We start from the raw sequence: 22,365 nt of genomic DNA on the forward strand, positions 1-22,365 counted from the left end.
CTCTCCTCCGCACGTAATTCTCATAAAATCAGACATGTGTTTATTATTCTGTCCGTGGTAGATCCTGTACAATGGCTCGCTGTTCACAGGCTGTCGTCTTAGCTGCGGGTATCGGTTCTCGACTCAGGCCGATCACGCTCCGAAAGCCGAAGTGCTGCGTTTCGGTTGATTCGACCCCTATCTTGGCCCATCAGCTTCGAGCGTACGCCGACGCCGGCCTCTCCGAAGTCCACGTCGTCTCCGGGTACCTCCACGATCGGACGGCGCGGCTGTGCGAGCGCGTCGCCGCCGACTACGACGATTTCGACGTGTCGGTGATCGAAAACGAAGTGTTCGCGAACACGGACAACCTGTACTCGCTTTCGCTCGCGCGGGAGGCGGTCGACGGGGAGGCGTTCGTGCTCGCGAACGGCGACGTCGTCTTCGACCCCGAGATCCCGACGCGCCTCCTCGCCGACGAGGGCGAGAGCGCCATCGCCTGCGACACGGGCGCGTACTCCGAGGAGGCGATGAAGGTCACGGCGGACGAGAAGGGCCGACTCACCCACATCAGCAAGGAGATACCCCGCGAGGAAGCGTACGCCTCCTCCATCGACCTGTATCGGTTCTCCCCGTCGTTCTCGGCGGCGCTCTTCGACGAACTCGAACGGATCATCGAGTGCCGGGGGGAGTACACCGGGTGGTCAGAGATCGCCATCGATCGGCTGCTCCGAACGGGCAGACACGACGTCCGTCCGGTCGACGTGGCGGGGCTTCCGTGGGTCGAGATCGACGACGGGCGCGACCTCCTCGTCGCGGACGGGCGGTTCGCCTCGATCGGCGACCTGCGCTCGAAGGAGCTCGCCTTCTTCGACCTCGACGGGACGATCTACCTCGACGACGAGCCGATAGACGGGGCGGCGTCGATCGTCTCGGCGTTCCGCGAGCAGGGGACGGCCGTCTACTTCCTCTCGAACAACTCCGCGAAGTGGAAGACCGACTACGCGGCGAAGCTCTCCGCGCTCGGCATCGCGGCGGAGCCCGAGGACGTCATCCTCTCGACCGACGGCGTCATCGAGTACCTCCGCGCGAACGACGCCGAGGCGGTCCACGTCGTCGGGACGGAGGCGATGCGGCGGGCGCTCGCCGACCACGGCGTCGCGGTCGACGCCGAGGAGCCCTCGCACGTCGTCGTCGGTTTCGACACCGAACTCACCTACGAGAAGGTGCGACGGGCGACGCTCGCCATCCGCGACGGCGCTGAGTTCCTGCTCGCGCACCCGGACCTGGTCTGTCCGACGACGGCGGGGCTCGTCCCCGACTGCGGCTCGATCGGCGCGCTCGTCGAAACCGCGACGGGGAGGGAGCCGGCGCGCGTCTTCGGCAAGCCGAACCCCGAGATGATCGCCCACGTCGTCGAAGAGCGCGGCGTCTCCCCGTCGGACGTCGTCGTCGTCGGCGACAGGCTCGAAACGGAGATCCGGATGGCCGAGCGGCTCGGCTGCGATTCGGTCTGCGTCCTCACCGGCGACGCGGACCGCGCGGCCGTCGAAGAGAGCCCGGTCTCGCCGTCGCTCGTCGCGTCCGACGTCGGCGCGCTCGCCGAGTTCCTCTGAGGCGCGCTCCGGGTTCCTGTGACCGGTCGGAACGTTCCCCCGCCCCGACTGAAACGACGTTCAGCGAACGCTTTTGTCCGCCCGCCCCGTGCCTATCCCTGTCACGCACGTCGTCGCGACCGCACCGGCGCGACGAAACGCCGTGGGCACGGAATCGAGCAGTGCGTGACGTTCGACCGGTCGAGGGCGCGGGCCCTCGTACCACTCACAGCCGGTCGAGCACCGTTTCGGGATCGTACGTGAGCGACAGCGACCGCGAACGCCCCCGACCTTCCATCTCCGCGTACGTCGTCTCGACGATCCCGAGCTGGTCGAGTTTGTTGACGATCTCCGAGTAGCGGGTGTACCCGAGATCCGTCTCCTCGCGGAACGCCTCGTAGACCGCTCCGGCTTTCTCGCCGTTGTGCTCGGCGATCGCTTTCACGAGCGCTCGCTCGGGATCGCTGAGCCCGCGGAGGCTCCGCGACAGGTGGACGTACTTCGACTTCTCGTACGCGACGTCGACGTCCTCGTCGCTGATCCTGCGGCTGGCGCGCATCTCCGCGTTGAGCCCCGACCGCCGGAGCAGGTCGATCCCCACCCGCAGGTCGCCGTTTTCGGCCGTCAGCTCGGCGACGCGCTCCAGCTTCGGCGCGTCGAGCACCCCGTCGTGGAAGCCGCGGTCGACCCGCTCTCGGAGGATGTCGACGATCTCCGGGGCGTCGTACACGGGAAAGTACACCTCCTCGGGCCGAAAGACGCTCTGGACCCGACTGTCGAGTTCGTCGACGACGTCGAGCGAGAGGTCGGAAGAGATGATGATCACGCCGATCCGCGCGCCCGAGTGCGCCTCGTGCGCTCTGAGCAACGAGTACAGGGTGTCAGACGCCTCGTTCTCGTAGAAGAGGTAGTTCACGTCGTCGAGCGCGACGACGAGCACCTCGTCGTCCTCGACGAGGCGGTCCGTGATCTGGCCGAACAGCTTCTTGAAGGAGATGCCCGAGGAGGGGGGCTCGTACTCGAAGATCCTCTCGAAGATGCGCGAGAAGACGGCGTAGCGCGTCGAGTCGACCTGGCAGTTGATGTGGACCGTCCGCACTTCCGTCTGCGCGCGGAGCTCCCCGAAGAGCTTCTGGACCGCGGTCGTCTTGCCCGTCCCCGGCGGGCCGCGGACCATCGTGTTGAGGGGACGCGACCCGCGAACCGCCGGACGCAGCGCGTACTGCAGGCTCTGCATCTGGCTTTCGCGGTGTTTGAACGTCTCCGGAACGTAGTCGATCTCGAAGACGTGTTCGTCGCGAAAGACCGACTCGTCCCACGAGAGCATCCCCCCCTCGGGGTCGTCTGGCATCACTTTCACCACGCTCCGGCGGCTACTTAATCGTTTGCCACGGGTGGAGTGAACGTGAAACGCGCCGGTCCGTCGCTTCTCGCGCCCGTTCCGCGGACTTCCGAATCCTCCGGCCGCCTCCCCTCGACTCACGCCCCCAGCAGCTCGTCGATCCTGTCCCCCATCTCCCCCTCGACGGCGAACCGGATCGACTGCCCCGTCTCGATGCGATCGAACGTCGCCCGCGTCGCGGTGTACGCTCTCGTCCGTCGGGTCTCCCCCCACGCGCCGTGGTCGACGACGACGCGGTACGTCTCGCCGCCGCCGTCTCCCTCGGCCTCCGCGCTCGCCACGTCGCCGCGGCGGACGACCTCGCTCACCCCCGCCATCGACGGGCGGTTCACGAACTCGACCTGGAACCGCACGTCGTCGCCCACCATGAGCCGGTTGAACGTGTTCCGCGTGGTGGTGTACCAGTTCCTGTCGCCCCGTTCGACGCCGTCCATCGGGTTCGCGTTCTCGTGTTCGACCTCGACGTGGTAGAACACCTCGCCGTACTCGTCGGCGAGCGGCTCCTCCACCTCCGGCGTGATCGTGACGTTCCCCGCCTCGTCCTCCCGCGGCAGCGCCGACCGGAGCGCCGGATCGACGCCGATCGCCTCCGGCTCGACCGTGAGGATCGACGTCGACGAATCCGACCCCTCCGTCTCCGCCGTCATCCCTCGCCGGACGACGCGCCCCGCGATCGGCGGGAGCGGGTGGTAGTCGTACCCCTTCTCCAGACACCCGGCTGACGATCCGGCGATCGCGAAGGCCGCGGCCGCGAGCAGGGAGCGTCGGTCCATACGCTACGCTCGCCGTCTCGACCAATAAACGGCTTCGGTTTCGCGTTTCCCGTGCGCGCGCGACCGTCGGCGGAGCGACGCTCGACGCGTCACGCCAGCGGCGTCCGCTCGACCACGGTCCCGTTGACGGTCGGGTACTGCTCGACGATCTCCCCCTTCCGCACGTCGCCCTCCTCGACCATCTCCTCCAGCAGCCACCAGGCGAGTTCGACGTGGTCGGTCTTCACGGCGTAGAACTCCTCCGGAACGCCGAGTTCGCGCAGGCGCTCTTCTGTCTCCCAGGTCTTCCCGTAGACGAGGGTGCCGTCGTCCGTGACGTCGTCGAACTCCCGGCGGATCATCCGCGCCATCCGCTTCAGCCGGTTTCGGTGCTGGGCGGCGTCCTTGAAGACGCTCGTGCAGAAGTAGACGCGGGGGTGCTTGCCCATCTCCTCCAGGATGGCCTCCTTCGAGCCGTCGACGGCGCTCATGTGTCCCTCCTGCAGTTCGTAGCCCTCCTCCTTCATCCGGCGGTAGTTCCCGTCGCTCATCTCGAACTCGTTGACGTTGCAAAACTCCGCCGCGCCCTCGTCGAGGAACGTCAGGAACTCGGGTTCTGCGCGGATGCCGGGGATCTCGAAGGCGGGGGTGAGGCCCTCCTCGCGCGCGACGTACAGGATGTCCTCCCACTCGGTGCCGTGGAGGTCGCCCCACAGCTCATACGGCGGGTGAAAGCGGATCTCGTCGAGGCCGGCGTCGGCGAGGCGGCGCATGTTCTCCCTGCCGCCCGTGATCCCGGTGTAGAGGTGCGTGTGGTGGTCCTCCCCGAACTCCTCCTTCAGAAGCGAGACGTAGTGGCAGGTCCGGTCGAGCGCCTCCTGCGGTTCGCCGCCGGTGATCGACGAGCCGAGGGCGTCCATGCGCTTCGCCTCCCGGATCACGTCCTCGTCGGACTCGACCAGCCGCTCGTTGGCGTACACGTCGGTGACGTTCTTGCGGTTCTCGCCGAGCGGACAGTAGAAACAGTCCCGCTCGTCGCAGTAGCCGTAGACGAAGAGCACCATCTTCCCGCCCACGGCGCACTGTTCGCAGCCCTTCGAGATCATTCGTTGCCCGTCCTTCTCCGCGGAGCGGGAAAAAGCGTGCGTTCCGATCCGGCGTGCACCGTTTTCCCGCTCCACCGCCGACGTCGACGCCCGCGCGCTCGACCAGTTGCGCGGCACCTCGAACCCGAACACTGATCAGTTTATATATTATCGAAGTCATATCAGTTTCCATGTCTGTATCGAATCGCCGGACGACGCGTCGTCGAGTGCTCGCCGGAACCGCGGCCGCGTTGAGCGCGGGGCTCGCCGGGTGTGCGGGGAGCATCACGGGCGACGGATCGGTCGAATTCGCCGCCTCGGGCGCGCCGCTTCCGGACGCCGCGCTCTCCGCGTCCGGGTACGCGGAGCACCGCGTCACGGAGGACGTCGTCACGCGGCGGTACGAGGTCTTCGGCGTCGGCCGCGAGGTGGACGTGACGAACGTCATCTGCGAGTACGACCGCGCGATCGACCTCGGCGCCTTCGGCCGCCTGCAAGGGGCCGTGTTCGCGACGCTCAGCACCCCGAAGGTGGAGGTGCTCGGCCGAGCGTTCAACCCCGTCGCGGACATGTCGACGGCGGAGATCGCCCACACGGTGCAGGAGCGCTACGAGGCGGTCCGGAACGTCAGCCCCGAGAGCGAGTTCGACGCGTCGGTGCTCGGGACGGAGGCGACCGTGACGCGGTTCACCGCCGACGCGCGCCTCCTCGACGCGAACGCGTCGGTCGAAATCTACCTCTACGTCTCCGAGGCGGTCGCCGCCGGCGGCGACTTCGTCGTCTGCCTGGCGGCGCACCCGCGCGTCATGTACCGCGAGGGGGACGCCGTCCGCGACCTGCTCGCCGCCGTCGAACACCGCGGGGCGAGCGAGTGACGTCGATCAACCGGCGAGTTCGCACCGCCGTCCGGTCCGCCGAGCGGTTTCCGGTCGCCCGCCCGATCGACCGCGCCACCGCCGTTCGAACCCCCGCCGTCGCTCCCTGCTCCCGAAAACAGATATAGCCCGACGACATACCTCCGCCCGATGCTGCTCGTCCTCTGTGTCGACCTCGACGACGACCTCGGCCGCAAGACGGGCCTCCGGACGCCCGTCATCGGCCGCGAGGCCGTCGAGGAGGCGGCGGTCGCGCTCGCCACCGTCGACCCCGAGGATTCGGATCTGAACGTGCTGTTCCAGGGGATCCACGTCCACGACGAGCTGGCCGCCGACGGCGACGAGGAGGTGGAGGTCGTCGCCGTCACGGGCGTGCAGGGGAGCGACGTGAAGGCGAACCGCGCGGTCGGCGAGGAGATCGACACCGTGCTCGCGAACCTGCGGACCGGCGAGAACGTCCGGGCGGTCGTCATCACCGACGGCGCGCAGGACGAGTCCGTCCTGCCGGTCATCCGCTCGCGCGTCCCAATCGACGGCGTTCGCCGGGTCGTCGTCCGGCAGGCGCAGGACCTCGAATCTATGTACTACACGATGAAGCAGGTGCTCGCCGACCCGGAAACGCGCGGGACGATCCTCGTCCCGCTCGGCATCCTGCTTCTCATCTATCCACTCGTCGTCATCGCCAGCTACTTCGACGTGCAGGGCGCGGCGGTTCTCGGCCTCATCTCGGCGCTGCTCGGGCTGTACGTCCTCTTTCGCGGGCTGGGGCTCGAACGCGTCGTCGACGACGCGGCCGAGCACGCCCGGAACGTGCTGTACGCCGGCCGGGTGACGCTCATCACCTACATCGTCGCGGCCGCGCTGATGGTCGTCGGCGGCATCCAGGGCGTCGAGACGCTCGACGCGGTCCGGGCGAGCTACCCGGGCGAACTCCCGCCGGGCGTCATCCTCGCGGCGCTCGTCCACGGCGCCGTCCAGTGGTTCGCCGCCGCCGGCGTGACGAGCAGCCTCGGGCAGGTGACCGACGAGTACCTCGCCGACCGGTTCAAGTGGCGGTACCTCAACGCCCCATTCTACGTCGTCGCCATCGCGGTGGTGCTCTACGCCGTCTCCGGCTTCTTCCTGTCGGACGTCGTGCTCCCGCCGACCGTCAACGTGCCGAGCGTCCGGGCGTTCTCGCTGACCGGCCTCGCCGTCGCGCTGACGGTTGGAACCTTGCTCGGCGTGCTCAGCACGCTCGCGTTCGCCATCGCCGAGTCGCGGTACCCGACCGGCGCGGAACCGGCGTGAACGCCGTCTGAGCCTCCCGTCGGGTCGCCGCCGCCGCCCGTGCCGCCGTCGTCACCGTCGGCATCGCCGATACCGTCCTCGTCACCGCTCGCGGACGACGACGAACTCCGCGAGGTCGCGGAGGTACCCCCGCGCCGCCGTCTCCTCCAGGTCCGCCGTTTCGAGCGCCCGCAGCGCCCGATCGGCTTCCGCGCGGGCGCGCTCGTTCGCCTCCTCGGGCGTGAGATCGGTCACCCGTACCACGGACGGACGGCCCATCTCCTCGTCCTGTCCGGTCGGTTTGCCCAGCTCCGCGGCGTCCGCCGTCGCGTCGAGCACGTCGTCTCGGATCTGGAAGGCGACGCCGACCCGCTCGGCGTACTCGCCGAACGCCTCGACCGTGAACCCGTCGACCCCGGCCGCGACCGCGCCGAGCTCGGCCGCCGCGCGGAACAGCGCCCCCGTCTTCCGGCGCGCAAGCTCCATGTACTCGCGTTCGTTCGTCGGACGGGCGGCGAGCTCCGTCGCCTCACCCTCGCCGAGTTCGACCATCGACTCCGCGACGATCTGCATCGCCTGCTCGTCGGTCGAAAAGAGCGCGAACGCCTCGCCGAGCAGGCCGTCGCTCGCGACGATCGCGGGGCCGTACCCGAACTCCCGCCACGCGCTCCGTGCGCCCCGCCGGACGTCCGAGCGGTCGATGATGTCGTCGATGACGAGCGACGCGTTGTGAACGAGTTCGACGCCGACGGCGAAGTCGACGGCGTCCTCGGGCGCGCCGCCGTTGGCCTCGCAGGCCAGCACCGTCACCGCCGGCCGGACGCGCTTGCCGCCCGCGAGCGCGACGTGGTCGAGCTCGTCCGACAGTTCGTCGGGCTCGACTCCGTCGACGACCGCCGCGAGTCGGTCGTTTACCAGCGCGACACGCCGCTCCAGATACTCCATTAGTTACGCGCTGGTGATCGTGACGCAAGTACGTGACGAAACGCGCCGGTTCGCCTCGAACACGACGGCTCTCCGCGTTTCGTTAGCGCGCAGAAACGGCGCGACGGTTTATATACGAAGACGGGACCATCACCGCTGTGATCTGACGATCGACCGCGAGGTGGTCAGCGGGCGCGCGGCGCGCCATCTCACGTCTCTCGCGCCGTCTCCCGCGCGCCCTCGCGCCGCCTGCCCGCCCTTCGGTGAGCCATCCGTCCGTGATCGGTCGGTCGATCGCGCCGTGCGAGCGTGAGCCCTAGCCTTCGAACTCGTCGATCAGCTCCGGCACGACGTCGAACAGGTCGCCGACGATCCCGTAGTCCGCGATGTCGAAGATCGGTGCGTTCGGATCCGTGTTGATCGCGACGATCGTCTCGGCCCCCTTCATTCCGGCGACGTGCTGGACCGCCCCGGAGATTCCGATCGCGAGGTACACCTTCGGCGTGACGACCTTCCCGGACTGGCCGACCTGTCGGTTCTTCGGCAACCAGCCGTTGTCGACGATCGGGCGAGACGCCGACAGCGTCGCGTCGAGCGCGTCGGCGAGTTCGCGCACGAGGTCGATGTTCTCCTCCTCCTCGATGCCGCGTCCGACGCTCACGAGCACGTCCGCCTCCGAGATGTCCACGTCGCCGAGGCTGGCCTCCTCGAAGCCGGTGACGCGCGAACCGAGGGCGTCCTCGTCGATCTCGACGTCGAACGCCGACACGTCTGCGTCGCCGGTTCCCTCCGCGCCCGGCCACTCCCCGCCGCGGATCGTGACCGCGACGCGCCCGGCGTCCACTTCGATGGTCGTCTCCACCTTCGAGTTGTACATCTCGCGGGTCGCCGTCAGTCTCCCGTTCCACTCGAAACCGATCGCATCCGTCACGAGCGGCAGCGAAAGGGCGTTCGCGACCGCCGGGGCGTAGTCGAGGCCGTTGACGCTGTTCGGCATCAGGAGCACGGCCGGATCGAGGTCGTCGCACAGCGCCTCGATCGCCTGTACGTACACGTCGTGGTTGAACTCCTCGCCGTAGTCGACGGTGTGGATCTCGTCCACTCCTTCGCGGTTCAGCTTCTCGGCGAAACCGTCCACGTCGCCGCTGATGACCGCCAGGTGGAGATCACCGCCCGTCGCGTCCGCGAGCTGCCGCCCGGCGGTGATGACTTCGTAACTCACGTCGCGAAGGTCGCCGCGGCGGTGCTCGGCGACGGCGAGAACGTCGCTCACCTCGGCGCTGCTCATTCCGCGCTCACCCCCTTCTCCCGGAGCACTTCCGCGAGTTGCGTGGCCGTCTCCTCGGCGCTCCCTTCGAAGATCGTCGCGTCGGATTCGCTCTCGGGTTCGTACATGTCGGTCAGGGCGACGTCGGTTTCGACCGCCTCGGCGTCGAGTCCGAGGTCGACGAGGCTCTTCCCGGCGATCTCCTTGCGCTGGGCCTGCCGGATCCCGCGGAGACTCGCGTACCGCGGCTCGTTGATCCCCGTCTGGATGGTGAGCACCGCCGGGAGATCCACGTCGGTGACCTCGTCGACGCCGCCTTCGAGTTCGCGGTGGACGCTCGCGACGCCCCCCTCCGAGTCGAGGTCGAGGGCGTTCACGACCGCGGCCCACTCGAATCCGATCGCGTCGGCCAACGAGACGCCCGTCGCGCCGAAACTGTCGTCTCCAGCCTGGACGCCGGTGAGCACGAGATCCGGCCGTTCTTCCTCGACCACGGCCGCGAGGATGCGGGTCTTCGCCGACACGTCGAGCAGATCCGTCGCTTCGAGCGCGTCGTCCCACACCCGAATCGCTCGATCGACGCCCTTCGCGAGGGCCATCCGGACGGTCTCCTCGCTGCGCTCCGGCCCGATGGTGACGCTCACGACCTCGACGTCTTCGTCCGCCTCGGCGATCTGGACGGCTTCCTCGACCGCGTAGTCGTCCCACTCGTTCAGGTCGTACTCGAGGTAGCGCTCCGAGATGCCGACGCCCTCGATCTCGAAGTCCTCCTCCACTTCGGCGACCTCTTTGACGGTCACGAGAACCTTCATCATCGACCACTACCTCTAGCTGCGGGTAAATGCTTTCGGAAGGGGCGACCCGACGACGCCTCCCGCGTTCGCCGATCAGTCGCCCTCGTCGTCCGAGTCGTCCTCCCAGTCGGGGAACGAAATGAGATTCTCACGCCCGAGTCGAAGCTTTTCGACGCGGCCGTCGTCGGCCATCGAGGACAGGAGCTGCGACACCTTCGCGTCGGACCACCCGGTCTCCGCGACGATGTTCGCCTGGCGCATCCGGCCGCCGTTCCGTTCGAGGATGTGCTCGACGCGCTCCTCGTCGGAGAGGAGCGAGAGATCGACCGCGTCCTCGTCGTTCGACGGCACCTCGTCCATCGATTCGCGCTCGTCGCCGCCCGTCTCGTCCCGATCGTCCGCCTCCGACGATCGAACCGCGAGCGCATCGCCGTCGCGACTCCACGGCTCGTCGCCGTCCTGTCTCTGGAGCAGCCAGACGCCGGCGACGATGAGCGCCACGACGAGGCCGATTCCGGCGAGAAGCTCGGGCGCGACGCCGCCTCTGATTTCGGGCAAGTTCGACTCCGCGTACGTGACGCGGATCGTTCCCGACTCGAACTCGCGGGGTCCGTCGACGATGAGCGACCGGTTTTCCTGTCTCGCGCGGAAGTCGCTCTCGTCGATGTGGTACCCGGGAGGCATCCGAATCGTGAGCGTCTGATCGGCCACAATCCGGGGAAGCCACGTTCCGCCGCCGGGCGATCGGAACGCATCGCCGACGTGAAGCTGCCCGTCGCGCTCTTCGGCGAAGTTCTTCCACGTGAACGCCATCGTCAACGTCCCCGTCTCGTTGTCCTCGTCCACGCTCCCGGTGTAGGTGACGTTCCGGATCGCCATCTCTCGGTCGGTCGCGGTAGACGACTGCTGGGCGACGCTTCGGAACGTCCGCTCGTCCATCGTGGCGTTCGCCTCTCCGGCGCGGAGGTCAGAGACCAACTGCTCGAACGCCGCCGTGTCGTTTTTGCTCTCCAACGTGTACCGGGTGACGACCTTCCAGCGGGCGTCGCCGTTCTTCGTGATCGCGATAACGAGGTCGGTTCCGTCGGATTCGTCCGGGGACATCTGGGCGGTTTCCTCCCCGTGCTCGGACGGATTGATTTTCGGGGTCGACTCTTCACCGACCTCGACGTGGGTCGCCCCCGCGGACGTTCCGAGAGCACCGGCGGTGGGAGCGGCGACACCGCCGATTGTGAGGACGAGGAGAGCGAATACGAGGGCGGCACGCCGCATACGTTTCAGGAACTCTCAGTAGAGGATGAAAACGTTTTCCATCAAAGAGTAATCCACTTCGACGGAATACCGGACGGAAATCGGACGCCTGCGCCGGGGAGGGACGTCACCGTCGCCGCGGAATTCAAATATATCAAACACTATTCATTCACGAACAGCGACTAGTTTTTGTAGCAAGAGGATATACCACGCCCTCATGAAACTCCTCGTCGGGTTTTTAACCGTCACTCTCGTCCTCTCTTCGGTGGCGGGCGCGGCGGTACCCGCTGACGGCGGCGCGGTTCATCGGGTCGACGGCGCACCCGACTCGCCGCCGCGGTCGATCTCGACGCCGCCGAACGAGACGAACGTTCTCATGCTCGACGCGGACGCGGTCAACCGAACGAACTACAGCCAGCCGCGAGCGAACCTCAGCGCCGCGCTCGTGCTTCGGAACGAGCGCCTGGACAACCGATTCGGAACGCTACGTACGGAGGAGGAACTCGGGGAAATCGACGACGAACAGCGGCGAAAGGCGCACATCCAGCGAACCATGACGGAGGTCGAAATCCGAACCGACGAGCTTCGATCCGCCGAACGGGAGGCGCTCCGACGGCACGGCGAGGGCGAGATCGGAACCACCGAACTGCTCATTCGGCTCGCGCGCATCGACGCCGCGGCCGACCAGCTCGCCGCCAACGTGACGTCGCTGCAGCGGGCGGGTGCCGACATCGAAGACTTCGACGTCGACCGGCGGTCGAAGGTGGCGCGGATCGAACTCCGGACGCTTCGGGGTCCGGTCCGCGACGAAGTCGGCGACGTGATCCGGGGCGACGCGCCGGCGACGCGGATCTACGTCGAGACCGCCGACGACGGGTTCGTCATCTCGACGATCACCGACGACGAGTACGTTCGCGAGGCGTACGACGGCACGCGGCGACCCGACGATCCGAACCGCCGGATCGACATCGACGAACTCGAGGCGGTGATGGAGGAGCACTACCCCTCGTTCATGGACCGAGGGAGCTTTCGAACTTCCTCGCCGCAGTCGCAGTCGAGCGACGTGTTCATCGGCGAGGTTTCGTCCAGACGGACGCACCTGACGGCGTTCGTCGACCGGGGCGACTCCGGTACCGTGTTCAAGGAAGAACAGCGGGTCGCGTTGAACAGGACGCCGGAGGCCGAGCCGGTCAGCGAAACGCAGGATGGCCTTGACCTCGAGGTGTATCCGTCGTACCCCGGGGGACCGATGAAGATCCAACTGAACGACAGCGAAACCGGCGATCCCGTCCGGGCGAACGTCACCGCCTCCAGCGCCGACGTCATCGGCCGCACGAACGAGGCGGGATCGCTCTGGGTGGTCGCCCCGCGTGAGAACGTGACGATCAGGGCGATAAAGATCGCGCCCGGAATCAACTCCGTCGTCAGCGCGGAAGTGACGCCGGCGGTGCCGCGAGAGGCCACGAACGAGAGCGAAAACGGGAGCGACGATGCCGAGGAGGCCGTCCGCGTCTCCCCGTCGACGATCCGGCGGCGCTGAGCTTTTTATCCGAAGACGGATCGAAGTCGACCCGTGTCCGATCGAGCGACCGTTCCGGCCGTCGGCGTCGCGGCGCTGTTGGGACTGACGGTGCTCCTCGGGGCGGCCGTGGCCGGCGCGGCGCTGACCGTCGCGTCCGTCGACTCGCCGCCGTCGGCCGCGCTCACGCTCTCGGTCTCCGACGACCGGCTGACCATCGCTCACGCCGGGGGCGACGACCTCGACGTACGGGAACTGCGCCTCCGCGTCCGCGTCGACGGCGAGGAACTCTCTCACCAGCCGTCAGTGCCGTTCTTCTCGGCGCGGGGATTCGAGTCCGGCCCGAGCGGGCCGTTCAACCCGGCCGCCGACCCGGAGTGGACGGCGGGCGAAACGGCGACGCTGCGGGTCGCGGGAACCAACGAACCGCCGATTCGGCCGGGATCGCGCGTCGTCGTTCGGATTTCCCACCGCGACGCGCCGATAGCGAGGCTCTCGGCGACGTCGAGCGGCGCTGAGAAACGTGGCGAGATAAGCCGAAACGGGATGAGACGGGTCGAAACGGGACGAGACGAGTCGAGCGAAGAGGAGACGGTCGCGGCGAGTCGGTCTACTCCTCCGGCGCGCGGGCGACCGTGGTGATGGCTCGGGGGCTGCCGGGGCGCGCCTGCTGGATGTGGTGTTCGACGTCGACGAAACCCGCCTCGTCGAACATTCGGTCGGCCTCCCCCTCGTCGTAGAACAGCATGATCGCGTCCGCGAGCTTCTGCATCACCGTCGACTTCGGGTAGTCGGGGCCGACGACGAGCACCCGCTTTCCGGGCTTGACGACGCGGCGGAACTCCCGCAGCGCCGCGACGGGGTTCGGCCAGTACTCGATCGATCCGGACGACCAGATCACGTCGAAGGAGCCGTCCCCGAAGGGGAGCCGCTCGGCGTCGCCGCGGTAGAACTTCACCCTGTCGTGCTTTCCGAACTTCCGGAAGGCCTTCTCCATCTGGTGGACGCTCTGGTCGAGGCCGTGGACGTCGTCGGTGTGCTGGAGGAGTCCCTCGGTGCCGAACCCGGTCCCGCAGCCGACGTCGAGCGCGCGGTCGCCCGGCTGGATGTCGAGAAGCGAGAGCGCCTCCGCGCGCATCTCCTCGTTCCAGACGAAGGGGTTGACCTGATCGTACACCTTCGAGAGGTACTTGTAGAACAGCCGCGCCCGCGATTTGTCTTCGAGGACTCCCATCGTCGCCGGCTTGGGAGGCGGGGGCCATAACGGTGAGGATTCCCGGCGGGCCGGACGGCTCCGTACGGGGCCGTCCTCGATCGCCTCCCTCCGCGCCGCGCGATTCTTTCGCTTCCCCGAAGCGGTTCCGCAAACACCTTATACGCCGCTCGTGCAACGTTCGAACGATTAGTGAGTATGCCGAGACCAGAGGTTCTCGAACGGATTAAAACGGCCGAGAGAGAGGCCGACGAGATCGTCGAGGAGGCCGAAGCGGACCGCGAAGAACGGATCGCCGAGGCCCGCGAGCGCGCTGACGAGATCCGCGCGGAGGCCAGACGGGAGGCCGACGAGTTGGAGGAAACCCGCCTCGCTGAGGCCAGAACGGACATCGACGCCCGCCGCGAGGAGATCCTCAGCGAGGGCGAGGCGGCCCGCGAACGGCTGGCGGCGGCCGCCGAGGACAACGTCCCCGACGCCGTCGAGTACGCCCTGACACGGTTCGAGGAGGCGGTGCATGCTCAGACCTGAGCAGATGAGCAAGGTCTCGGTGACGGGGTCGAAGGCCGTCATGGCCGACGTCATCGAGACCGTCCACCAACTCAACCTCCTGCACGTCTCCGACTACGACGGCTCCTGGGACGGGTTCTCCCCCGGCGATCCGGTCGCGGGCGCGGAGACGGCGTCCGACAGGCTCGTCACCGTCCGATCGATCGAGAGCATCCTCGACGTCGACGACGACGACGCCGGCCCGGCCCGAATCGTCACGGACGACGCGCTCGAAGCGGAACTCGCGTCGGTCCGCGCGCAGGTGAACGAACTCGACGACCGCCGCGACGAGCTCCGATCGGAACTCCGCGAGGTCGAAGAGGAGATCGACGCGATGAAGCCCTTCGCGGCGCTCGGGATCGACCTCGACCTGCTCTCCGGGTACGATTCGCTGCAGGTCGTCGTCGGCCGCGGTAAGCGTCCCGCCGTCGAGGGCGCGATCGCCGACGCGGACGACCTCGCCGAGTACGAGATCTTCGAGTCCGAGGGCGTGCTCGCCGCGTTCGCTCGACCCGCTCCCGACGCGGACGAAGACGCGCTCGCGGACGCGCTCGTCGGCACCGACTTCGCCGCCTTCGAGATCCCAGACGCCGAGGGGAGTCCGGAGGAGTACGTCGGGGAACTGCGCCACCGCGCACAGCAGCTTCGATCGCGGCTCGCCACCGTCGAGGACGATCTGGAGGAGCTGAAACTCGACGTCGCGGGGTTCCTCCTCGCCGCCGAGGAGAAGCTCACGATCGAGGTGCAGAAGACCGAAGCGCCGCTCTCGTTCGCGACGACCGAGAACGCGTTCGTCGCCGAGGGGTGGATCCCGACGAAGCGGTACTCGCAGCTTTCGAACGCGCTCCAGACGGAGGTCGGCGACCACGTCGAGGTCGAAGAGCTCCAGCGCGCGAGCTTCAAGAGCGGCAGTCACGAGCCGTGGATCGAACAGATCTCGGAGAGCCCGGGCGAACCGGCCGCAACGAGCGGTCGCGGACCCGACGAGTCGCGGGCGCGGCCCGCCGAATCCGACGGCGGCGAAAAGGAGGCCCGCGCCGACGGCGGCAGCGCGGTCGTCACGAAGGACGACTCGCCGCCGGTCGTCCAGAACAACCCCGGCGCGGTCAAGCCGTTCGAGGTCCTGACGAACGCGGTCAGCCGCCCGAAGTACAACGAGTTCGACCCCTCCGTCTTCGTCTTCCTTACGTTCCCGGCCTTCTTCGGCTTCATGATCGGCGACCTCGGCTACGGGATCGTCTACTCGCTCATCGGCTACTACCTCTACACGAACTTCGACAGTCCCGGCTTCAAGAGCATGGGCGGAATCACCATCTGGGCCGGCCTCTTCACGATGCTGTTCGGCGTCCTCTACGGCGAGTTCTTCGGGCTGCACCTCATCTCCGAGTACCTCTGGGAGGGCGCGCTCGGCCTCAGCCACCCGCCGATCGAGAAGGGTCTCTCGCCGGGTCAGGTCGACTGGGCGCTCGGGTGGCTCGCCGTCAGCGTGCTCATCGGCATCGCCCACCTCAACATCGGGTGGATCCTCGACTTCGTCGAGACGCTCGAACTGCACGACTTCAAACACGCCCTTTACGAGAGCGGGTCGTGGCTCCTGATGCTGAACGGCCTGTGGATCTGGATCTTCAGCGACGCCCTTCGCGGGACGTCGCCGGCGTTCCTCTACACGACGTTCTCGACCGACGGCGTGATTCCGATCGGGTTCAACGGCTTCCCAGCGATGGAAGTGTTTTCCATCCCCGGCGTCGGACCGATCACCGTGCCACTGCTCGTCTTCCTGCTCGGGCTCGGACTGCTCGTCGTGGGCGAGCCCGCGGAGTCCATCGAATTCCTGAACGTGCTCGTGAACGTGCTGTCGTACACCCGGATCGCCGCGGTGCTGCTGGCGAAGGCGGGGATGGCCTTCACGGTCAACCTCCTGTTCTTCGGGGCGTACGAGTCCGACGGCGAGTTCCACTTCATGACCAGCTACGGTCCGGAGTACGTCATCGGCGAGTACGGGGCGGAGGCGATCATGTTCCCCGGCCTCGTCCACGGTGGTGCGGCCACCATCCTGCTCGGCATTATCGTCCTCGTCGTCGGGCACCTGCTGGTGCTCGCGCTCGGCGTAACCAGCGCCGGCCTGCAGGCCGTCCGTCTCGAGTACGTCGAGTTCTTCGGCAAGTTCTACGAGGGCGGCGGCGACGAGTACAAGCCGTTCGGCTACGAGCGGCGGTACACCACGCAGGACTAACGACCCTCTCGGATCGGGTCTTCACGTTTTAATCTTCTTCGCGTAACCGGTAGCCATCGCCTCGTTCGTCCCCCTTCCAGTAGTTTCGCTCGCCTTCTTTGGGAAGCTTTATGAGCGACCTGAGGTGAACTACGAACGTTCGGAGACGACAAAACCCGTATTAAAAGGACTTCCACCCACACATGTTTGAAATCGCCACAGAGTTCGCCAACGTTGCACAGCAAGGCGGCGGTCCAGCCATCGACGCGAGCGCCGCGGCCGCCCTCGCGGTCGGTCTCGCCGCGTTCGGCGCGGGGTACGCGGAGCGCGGCATCGGCGCCGCGGCGGTCGGCGCGGTCGCCGAGAACGAGGACCTCTTCGTCCGGGGCCTGATCCTCACGGTCCTGCCGGAGACGCTCGTCATCCTCGCGCTGGTCGTCGTGTTCCTGGTCGGCTAAACCGCCTTTCTCCCCTCTCACAATGAGTTTGGAAACAGTCGTCGAGGACATTCGAGACGAGGCCCGCGCGCGTGCGGAGGAGATCCGCGCCGAGGGCGACCGGCGCGCGGAGGAGATCATCGCCGACGCGGAGGCGGACGCGGCGCGCATCCTCGAAGAGCGCGAAGCGGCCGTCGAGCGCCGGATCGACCAGGAGCGCGAACAGACCCTCTCCAGCGCGAAGCTCGAAGCGAAGCAGGAGCGGCTCGAAGCCCGCCGCGACGTGCTGCAGCAGGTCCGCGCGGAGGTCGAGCGGTCGCTCGTCGAACTCGACGGGACGAAGCGCGAGACGCTCACCCGCGAGCTGCTCGACGCGGCGGCCGAGGAGTTCGACGCGGACGACGACGTTCGCGTCTACGGCCGCGCGGACGACGAGGCGCTGCTCGCGGCGATCGCCGACGACTACGACGGGTTCGACGTCGCCGGCGAGTACGACTGCCTCGGGGGCGTCGTCGTCGAGAGCACGGCCTCGCGGGTCCGGGTGAACAACACCTTCGACTCGGTCCTCGAAGCGGTCTGGGAGGACAACTTGAAGGAACTGAGCGCCCGACTCTTCGAGCAATGAGCGCCGCCGGGAGTTCGAATCCGGAGTACGTCAACGCCCGCGTCAGGGCTCGACGCGGTGCCCTGTACAGCGACGAGGACTACCGCAAGCTGGTTCGGATGGGACCGGCCGAGATCGCCCGCTTCATGGAGGAGTCGGAGTACGAGGCGGAGATAAACGCGCTCGGGGCGCGGTACTCCGGCGTCGACCTCATCGAGTACGCGTTGAACCGCAACCTCGCGAAGCAGTTCGACGACATCCTCGACTGGGCGAACGGCCGGCTGTACGGTCTCATCGCCCGCTACCTGCGGAAGTTCGACGCGTGGAACGTCAAGACGGTGCTCCGGGGGCTGTACTCGGAGCTCGACCGGCAGGCGATCGAGGACGACCTCATCCGCGCCGGCGAGTTCGACGAGCGGCTCGTGAACCGGTTGCTCGACGCGGGCTCCATCGAGGAGGCCGTCGAGCTGCTGGACCGCACCATCTTCGGCGACGCGCTCGCCGACGCGTACGAGGACTACGAGGAGACCGGCGTTCTCGTCCCCCTCGAAAACGCGGTCGACCGCGCGTTCTACGAGAACCTCCTCGACGGGCTCGTCGTCGACGAGGCGACCCAGCAGTACCACGAGTTCCTGCGAGCGGAGATCGACTTCCGAAACGCTCGGAACGCCCTGCGGCTCGCCCGAAGCGGCGCGGAGATCGATCCCTCGGAGTACTACATCGACGGCGGGCGGCTCTTCAACGCGTCGGAGCTTTCGGCGCTGGCACAGAACACGGACGAACTGGTCTCGCGCATCCGCGACAGCGCGTACGGCGACGACCTCTCGGCGGCGGTCGACGAGTTGGAGCAGGCCGAGAGCCTGATCGGATTCGAGCGCGCGCTGGAGGCGGCGCTGCTCGAATACTCCGACAGCCTCGGGTACGTGTTCCCGCTGTCGGTGACGCCGATCATCTCGTACATCCTTGCGAAGGAGCGCGAAGTGGAGAACATCAGGGCGATCGCCCGCGGCCGCGAGGCCGGCCTCGACGCGGAGGAGATCGAAGAGGAGCTCGTGATACTATGAGTCAGGAGATCGCCGTCATCGGCAGTCCGGATTTCACCACCGGGTTCCGCCTCGCCGGCGTCCGCAAGTTCGAGAACGTCCCCGACGAGGAGAAGGACGAACGGCTCGACGACGCCGTCGAGCGGACGCTGTCCGACGACGACGTGGGCATCGTGGTGATGCACGCCGACGACCTCGACTCCCTCTCCCGGAACGCCCGGCGGGCGGTCGAGACGAGCATCGAGCCGACGCTCGTGACCCTCGGCGGCGGCGCGGGCAGCGGCGGACTGCGCGAACAGATCAAACGAGCTATCGGCATCGACCTCATGGAGGAAGATTAACGAATGAGTCAGGCAACACAGGAGACCGTCCGCGAGGACGGTGTCATTCAGAGCGTGAGTGGTCCGGTCGTGACCGCCCGCGATCTCGACGCCCGGATGAACGACGTCGTCTACGTCGGCGACGAAGGGCTGATGGGCGAAGTGATCGAGATCGAGGGCGACCTCACGACGGTTCAGGTGTACGAGGAGACCTCCGGCGTCGGCCCCGGCGAACCCGTCGAGAACACGGGCGAGCCGTTGACGGTCGACCTCGGTCCCGGCCTCCTGGACACGATCTACGACGGTGTCCAGCGGCCGCTGGACGTACTGGAGAGCAAGATGCAGAGCGCCTTCCTCGACCGCGGCGTCGACGCGCCCGGCATCGAGATGGACAAAGAGTGGGAGTTCTCCCCCGAGGTCTCGGTCGGCGACGCGGTCGAACCCGGCGACGTCGTCGGCGTCGTCGAGGAGACGGTCACGATCGACCACAAGGTGCTCGTCCCCCCGAACTTCGAGGGCGGCGAGGTCGCGAGCGTCGAGGAGGGCGCGTTCACCGTCACCGAGACGGTCGTCGAACTCGACAACGGCGAGGAGATCACGATGCACCAGGAGTGGCCGGTGCGCGAGGCGCGCCCGTCGGCGGAGAAGAAGACGCCGCGGACGCCGCTCGTCTCCGGACAACGCATCCTCGACGGCCTCTTCCCCATCGCCAAGGGCGGGACGGCCGCCATCCCGGGTCCGTTCGGGTCCGGGAAGACGGTCACCCAGCACCAGCTCGCGAAGTACGCGGACGCGGACATCATCGTCTACGTCGGCTGCGGCGAGCGCGGCAACGAGATGACCGAGGTGATCGAGGACTTCCCCGAGCTGGAGGACCCGACGACCGGCAACCCGCTCATGGCCCGGACGTCGCTCATCGCCAACACGTCGAACATGCCCGTGGCGGCGCGCGAGTCGTGCATCTACACGGGGATCACCATCGCGGAGTTCTACCGCGACATGGGGTACGACGTGGCGCTCATGGCCGACTCCACCTCGCGGTGGGCCGAGGCGATGCGCGAGATCTCCTCCCGGCTCGAGGAGATGCCCGGCGAGGAGGGGTACCCGGCGTACCTCGCCGCGCGGCTCTCGGAGTTCTACGAGCGCGCCGGCTACTTCGAGAACATCAACGGCACGGAGGGCTCCGTCTCGGCGATCGGCGCGGTGTCGCCGCCGGGCGGCGACTTCTCCGAGCCGGTCACCCAGAACACCCTCCGCATCGTGAAGACGTTCTGGGCGCTCGACGCCGACCTCGCGGAGCGGCGTCACTTCCCGGCGATCAACTGGAACGAGTCCTACTCGCTGTACAAAGACCAGCTCGACCCGTGGTTCATCGAGAACGTCTCCGACGACTGGGCCGAGGAGCGCCAGTGGGCGGTCGACGTGCTCGACGAGGAGGACGAACTGCAGGAGATCGTCCAGCTCGTCGGCAAGGACGCCCTGCCGGAGGACCAGCAGCTGACGCTCGACGCCGCGCGGTACCTCCGCGAGGCGTACCTCCAGCAGAACGCGTTCCACGACGTCGACACCTACTGCCCGCCGAAGAAGACGTACCTCATCCTCACCACCATCCACGCGTACTACGACGAGGCGTTCAAGGCGCTCGAGGCCGGCGTCCCCGTCGAGGAGATCACGGCCATCGACGCCGCGCCGCGCATCAACCGCATCGGCGTCCAGGAGAACTACGAGGAGTACGTGGCGGAGCTCAAAGAGGAGATCGCGGAGCAACTCCGGGAGCTGTACTAATGAAAGAGTACCAGACAATAACCGAGATCAGCGGTCCGCTGGTGTTCGCCGAGGTGGACGAGCCGATCGGCTACGACGAGATCGTCGAGATCGAGACGCCGAACGGCGAGACCAAGCGCGGACAGATCCTCGAATCCTCGGAAGGGATCGTCGCCATCCAGGTGTTCGAGGGGACCACCGGCATCGACAAGAACGCGTCCGTCCGCTTCGTCGGCGAGACGCTGAAGATGCCCGTCACCGAGGACCTCCTCGGGCGGGTGCTCGACGGCTCCGGCCAGCCCATCGACGGCGGGCCGGAGATCGTCCCGGACGACCGCCACGACATCGTCGGGGCGGCCATCAACCCCTTCTCGCGGGAGTACCCCGAGGAGTTCATCCAGACCGGCGTCTCCGCCATCGACGGGATGAACACGCTCGTCCGCGGGCAGAAGCTGCCAATCTTCTCCGGCTCAGGCCTGCCGCACAACGACCTCGCGCTCCAGATCGCCCGACAGGCGACCGTGCCGGAGGAGGCCAGCGAGGCGGGCTCCTCGGACGAAGCGAGCGGCGAAGCGCCGCGGGCCGAAGATGAGGGCGAGGGCGGGTCGGAGTTCGCGGTGATCTTCGGCGCGATGGGGATCACGGCCGAGGAGGCGAACGAGTTCATGGAGGACTTCGAACGCACCGGCGCGCTGGAGCGCTCCGTGGTCTTCATGAACCTCGCGGACGACCCCGCCGTCGAGCGGACGGTCACCCCGCGGATGGCGCTGACGACCGCCGAGTACCTCGCCTTCGAGAAGGACTACCACGTGCTGGTCATCCTCACGGACATGACCAACTACTGCGAGGCGCTGCGCGAGATCGGCGCGGCGCGCGAGGAGGTGCCGGGCCGGCGGGGGTACCCCGGGTACATGTACACCGACCTGGCGCAACTGTACGAGCGCGCGGGCCGCATCGAGGGCCGCGACGGGTCGGTCACGCAGATCCCGATCCTCACGATGCCCGGCGACGACGACACCCACCCGATCCCGGACCTCACCGGCTACATCACGGAGGGGCAGATCTACGTCGACCGCGGGCTCAACAGCCAGGGCATCCAGCCGCCGATCAACCCGCTGCCGAGCCTCTCGCGGCTGATGGACGACGGCATCGGCGAGGGCCTCACCCGCGAGGATCACGCCGACGTCTCCGACCAGATGTACGCCGCCTACGCCGAGGGCGAGGACCTGCGCGACCTCGTGAACATCGTCGGCCGCGAGGCGCTGTCGGAGCGCGACAACAAGTACCTCGACTTCGCGGACCGCTTCGAGACGGAGTTCGTCGATCAGGGCTTCGACACCAACCGCTCCATCGACGAGACGCTGGACATCGGGTGGGAGCTCCTCTCGATGTTCCCGAAGACGGAGCTGAACCGCGTCGACGAGGACCTCATCGAGAAGTACTACCTCGAAGACGAGGCCGAGAGCGAGGACGAGGCGGAGGCCGTCGAGGCCGAGGCCTGAACGGTCACT

General features: G+C 67.5%; 22 protein-coding genes. 14 read left to right on the forward strand and 8 right to left on the reverse strand.

The features are described 5' to 3' along the window. The first annotated feature begins 71 nt into the window (after positions 1–71). Positions 72–1,595, forward strand: coding sequence for an HAD-IIA family hydrolase (locus C3L37_RS09510; RefSeq protein ID WP_129114372.1), 1,524 nt, complete (start codon positions 72–74; stop codon positions 1,593–1,595). Positions 1,596–1,800: 205 nt separating this feature from the next. Here C3L37_RS09510 and C3L37_RS09515 read toward each other — a convergent pair whose 3' ends face one another. The 3 genes from C3L37_RS09515 to C3L37_RS09525 all read right to left on the reverse strand — a co-directional run bounded on the left by C3L37_RS09515 (position 1,801) and on the right by C3L37_RS09525 (position 4,834). Next, entirely contained in the window at positions 1,801–2,925 is a 1,125-nt protein-coding gene (locus C3L37_RS09515; protein WP_129114373.1) for an ORC1-type DNA replication protein, read from the reverse strand. 128 nt (positions 2,926–3,053) lie between these two features. Next, positions 3,054–3,749 carry a hypothetical protein gene (locus C3L37_RS09520; protein ID WP_129114374.1) on the reverse strand — a complete coding sequence of 232 codons (696 nt, stop codon included), beginning with the start codon at positions 3,747–3,749 and terminating at the stop codon, positions 3,054–3,056. Positions 3,750–3,838: 89 nt separating this feature from the next. Beyond that, positions 3,839–4,834 (reverse strand): radical SAM protein, encoded by a 996-nt coding sequence (locus tag C3L37_RS09525; RefSeq protein WP_129114640.1) that lies wholly within the window; start codon positions 4,832–4,834, stop codon positions 3,839–3,841. Positions 4,835–5,004: 170 nt separating this feature from the next. Here C3L37_RS09525 and C3L37_RS09530 point away from each other — a divergent pair, with 170 nt between their 5' ends. Further along, positions 5,005–5,688 carry a DUF6517 family protein gene (locus C3L37_RS09530; protein WP_129114375.1) on the forward strand — a complete coding sequence of 228 codons (684 nt, stop codon included), beginning with the start codon at positions 5,005–5,007 and terminating at the stop codon, positions 5,686–5,688. Between the two features lie 150 nt (positions 5,689–5,838). Further along, positions 5,839–6,978, forward strand: a complete 1,140-nt coding sequence (locus C3L37_RS09535) for a DUF373 family protein (protein ID WP_129114376.1) — start codon at positions 5,839–5,841, stop codon at positions 6,976–6,978. 81 nt (positions 6,979–7,059) lie between these two features. On the opposite strand, the gene C3L37_RS09540 is transcribed toward C3L37_RS09535, so the two are convergent. From C3L37_RS09540 to C3L37_RS09555, 4 genes are all read right to left on the reverse strand, one after another. Then, positions 7,060–7,902 carry a polyprenyl synthetase family protein gene (locus tag C3L37_RS09540; protein WP_129114377.1) on the reverse strand — a complete coding sequence of 281 codons (843 nt, stop codon included), beginning with the start codon at positions 7,900–7,902 and terminating at the stop codon, positions 7,060–7,062. Between the two features lie 295 nt (positions 7,903–8,197). Further along, positions 8,198–9,154: an electron transfer flavoprotein subunit alpha/FixB family protein gene (locus C3L37_RS09545; RefSeq protein WP_129114641.1), complete on the reverse strand. Its 957-nt coding sequence runs from the start codon at positions 9,152–9,154 to the stop codon at positions 8,198–8,200. A gap of 11 nt (positions 9,155–9,165) precedes the next feature. Next, the gene (locus tag C3L37_RS09550) at positions 9,166–9,960 is read right to left on the reverse strand and encodes an electron transfer flavoprotein subunit beta/FixA family protein (RefSeq protein ID WP_129114378.1); all 795 of its coding nucleotides are present in this window, start codon (positions 9,958–9,960) and stop codon (positions 9,166–9,168) included. A 75-nt stretch (positions 9,961–10,035) separates the two neighbouring features. Next, the gene (locus tag C3L37_RS09555; RefSeq protein WP_129114379.1) at positions 10,036–11,046 is read right to left on the reverse strand and encodes a helix-turn-helix transcriptional regulator; all 1,011 of its coding nucleotides are present in this window, start codon (positions 11,044–11,046) and stop codon (positions 10,036–10,038) included. Between the two features lie 18 nt (positions 11,047–11,064). On the opposite strand from C3L37_RS09555, the gene C3L37_RS09560 reads away from it, so the two are divergent. Genes C3L37_RS09560 through C3L37_RS09570 form a run of 3 tightly spaced genes read left to right on the forward strand, consistent with a single transcriptional unit; the run spans position 11,065 to position 13,354 of the window. Continuing rightward, positions 11,065–11,379, forward strand: coding sequence for a hypothetical protein (locus tag C3L37_RS09560; protein WP_129114380.1), 315 nt, complete (start codon positions 11,065–11,067; stop codon positions 11,377–11,379). Between the two features lie 31 nt (positions 11,380–11,410). Next, positions 11,411–12,733 carry a DUF7096 domain-containing protein gene (locus C3L37_RS09565; protein ID WP_129114381.1) on the forward strand — a complete coding sequence of 441 codons (1,323 nt, stop codon included), beginning with the start codon at positions 11,411–11,413 and terminating at the stop codon, positions 12,731–12,733. Between the two features lie 33 nt (positions 12,734–12,766). Then, entirely contained in the window at positions 12,767–13,354 is a 588-nt protein-coding gene (locus C3L37_RS09570; RefSeq protein WP_129114382.1) for a type IV pilin, read from the forward strand. On the opposite strand, the gene C3L37_RS09575 is transcribed toward C3L37_RS09570, so the two are convergent. Beyond that, positions 13,323–13,946 carry a methyltransferase domain-containing protein gene (locus C3L37_RS09575; RefSeq protein WP_129114383.1) on the reverse strand — a complete coding sequence of 208 codons (624 nt, stop codon included), beginning with the start codon at positions 13,944–13,946 and terminating at the stop codon, positions 13,323–13,325. The genes C3L37_RS09570 and C3L37_RS09575 overlap by 32 nt on opposite strands. Positions 13,947–14,123: 177 nt before the next feature. Between C3L37_RS09575 and ahaH the strand changes: the two genes are divergently transcribed. From ahaH to C3L37_RS09615, 8 genes are all read left to right on the forward strand, one after another. Next, a complete protein-coding gene (ahaH, locus tag C3L37_RS09580) occupies positions 14,124–14,456 on the forward strand; it encodes an ATP synthase archaeal subunit H (RefSeq protein WP_129114384.1) in 333 nt (110 codons plus the stop codon). After that, the gene (locus tag C3L37_RS09585; RefSeq protein ID WP_129114385.1) at positions 14,443–16,707 is read left to right on the forward strand and encodes a V-type ATP synthase subunit I; all 2,265 of its coding nucleotides are present in this window, start codon (positions 14,443–14,445) and stop codon (positions 16,705–16,707) included. The genes ahaH and C3L37_RS09585 overlap by 14 nt, the downstream gene beginning before the upstream one ends. A gap of 182 nt (positions 16,708–16,889) precedes the next feature. Further along, entirely contained in the window at positions 16,890–17,144 is a 255-nt protein-coding gene (locus C3L37_RS09590) for a hypothetical protein (protein ID WP_129114386.1), read from the forward strand. A 22-nt stretch (positions 17,145–17,166) separates the two neighbouring features. Further along, positions 17,167–17,748, forward strand: coding sequence for a V-type ATP synthase subunit E (locus tag C3L37_RS09595; protein WP_129114387.1), 582 nt, complete (start codon positions 17,167–17,169; stop codon positions 17,746–17,748). Next, a complete protein-coding gene (locus tag C3L37_RS09600; RefSeq protein WP_129114388.1) occupies positions 17,745–18,791 on the forward strand; it encodes a V-type ATP synthase subunit C in 1,047 nt (348 codons plus the stop codon). Before C3L37_RS09595 ends, C3L37_RS09600 begins: the two co-directional genes overlap by 4 nt. Then, on the forward strand, positions 18,788–19,111 hold the full coding sequence (locus C3L37_RS09605) for a V-type ATP synthase subunit F (RefSeq protein WP_129114389.1): 324 nt from the start codon (positions 18,788–18,790) through the stop codon (positions 19,109–19,111). The genes C3L37_RS09600 and C3L37_RS09605 overlap by 4 nt, the downstream gene beginning before the upstream one ends. A 3-nt stretch (positions 19,112–19,114) precedes the next feature. Beyond that, complete coding sequence (locus C3L37_RS09610; RefSeq protein WP_129114390.1) at positions 19,115–20,875, forward strand: ATP synthase subunit A; 1,761 nt, start codon at positions 19,115–19,117, stop codon at positions 20,873–20,875. After that, the gene (locus tag C3L37_RS09615; protein ID WP_129114391.1) at positions 20,875–22,356 is read left to right on the forward strand and encodes an ATP synthase subunit B; all 1,482 of its coding nucleotides are present in this window, start codon (positions 20,875–20,877) and stop codon (positions 22,354–22,356) included. Before C3L37_RS09610 ends, C3L37_RS09615 begins: the two co-directional genes overlap by 1 nt. Positions 22,357–22,365: the final 9 nt, after the last annotated feature.

The sequence above is a fragment of the Halegenticoccus tardaugens genome, from assembly GCF_004116405.1.
Classification (GTDB): domain Archaea; phylum Halobacteriota; class Halobacteria; order Halobacteriales; family Haloferacaceae; genus Halegenticoccus; species Halegenticoccus tardaugens.

Bases quoted from the DNA above. Each gene is read 5' to 3' on its own strand.
- C3L37_RS09510 (WP_129114372.1), top strand. From the start codon at position 72: ATGGCTCGCTGTTCACAGGCTGTCGTCTTAGCTGCGGGTATCGGTTCT.
- C3L37_RS09515 (WP_129114373.1), bottom strand. From the start codon at position 2,925: ATGCCAGACGACCCCGAGGGGGGGATGCTCTCGTGGGACGAGTCGGTC.
- C3L37_RS09520 (WP_129114374.1), bottom strand. From the start codon at position 3,749: ATGGACCGACGCTCCCTGCTCGCGGCCGCGGCCTTCGCGATCGCCGGA.
- C3L37_RS09525 (WP_129114640.1), bottom strand. From the start codon at position 4,834: ATGATCTCGAAGGGCTGCGAACAGTGCGCCGTGGGCGGGAAGATGGTG.
- C3L37_RS09530 (WP_129114375.1), top strand. From the start codon at position 5,005: ATGTCTGTATCGAATCGCCGGACGACGCGTCGTCGAGTGCTCGCCGGA.
- C3L37_RS09535 (WP_129114376.1), top strand. From the start codon at position 5,839: ATGCTGCTCGTCCTCTGTGTCGACCTCGACGACGACCTCGGCCGCAAG.
- C3L37_RS09540 (WP_129114377.1), bottom strand. From the start codon at position 7,902: ATGGAGTATCTGGAGCGGCGTGTCGCGCTGGTAAACGACCGACTCGCG.
- C3L37_RS09550 (WP_129114378.1), bottom strand. From the start codon at position 9,960: ATGAAGGTTCTCGTGACCGTCAAAGAGGTCGCCGAAGTGGAGGAGGAC.
- C3L37_RS09555 (WP_129114379.1), bottom strand. From the start codon at position 11,046: ATGTCCCCGGACGAATCCGACGGAACCGACCTCGTTATCGCGATCACG.
- C3L37_RS09565 (WP_129114381.1), top strand. From the start codon at position 11,411: ATGAAACTCCTCGTCGGGTTTTTAACCGTCACTCTCGTCCTCTCTTCG.
- C3L37_RS09575 (WP_129114383.1), bottom strand. From the start codon at position 13,946: ATGGGAGTCCTCGAAGACAAATCGCGGGCGCGGCTGTTCTACAAGTAC.
- ahaH (WP_129114384.1), top strand. From the start codon at position 14,124: ATGCCGAGACCAGAGGTTCTCGAACGGATTAAAACGGCCGAGAGAGAG.
- C3L37_RS09585 (WP_129114385.1), top strand. From the start codon at position 14,443: ATGCTCAGACCTGAGCAGATGAGCAAGGTCTCGGTGACGGGGTCGAAG.
- C3L37_RS09590 (WP_129114386.1), top strand. From the start codon at position 16,890: ATGTTTGAAATCGCCACAGAGTTCGCCAACGTTGCACAGCAAGGCGGC.
- C3L37_RS09595 (WP_129114387.1), top strand. From the start codon at position 17,167: ATGAGTTTGGAAACAGTCGTCGAGGACATTCGAGACGAGGCCCGCGCG.
- C3L37_RS09600 (WP_129114388.1), top strand. From the start codon at position 17,745: ATGAGCGCCGCCGGGAGTTCGAATCCGGAGTACGTCAACGCCCGCGTC.
- C3L37_RS09605 (WP_129114389.1), top strand. From the start codon at position 18,788: ATGAGTCAGGAGATCGCCGTCATCGGCAGTCCGGATTTCACCACCGGG.
- C3L37_RS09610 (WP_129114390.1), top strand. From the start codon at position 19,115: ATGAGTCAGGCAACACAGGAGACCGTCCGCGAGGACGGTGTCATTCAG.
- C3L37_RS09615 (WP_129114391.1), top strand. From the start codon at position 20,875: ATGAAAGAGTACCAGACAATAACCGAGATCAGCGGTCCGCTGGTGTTC.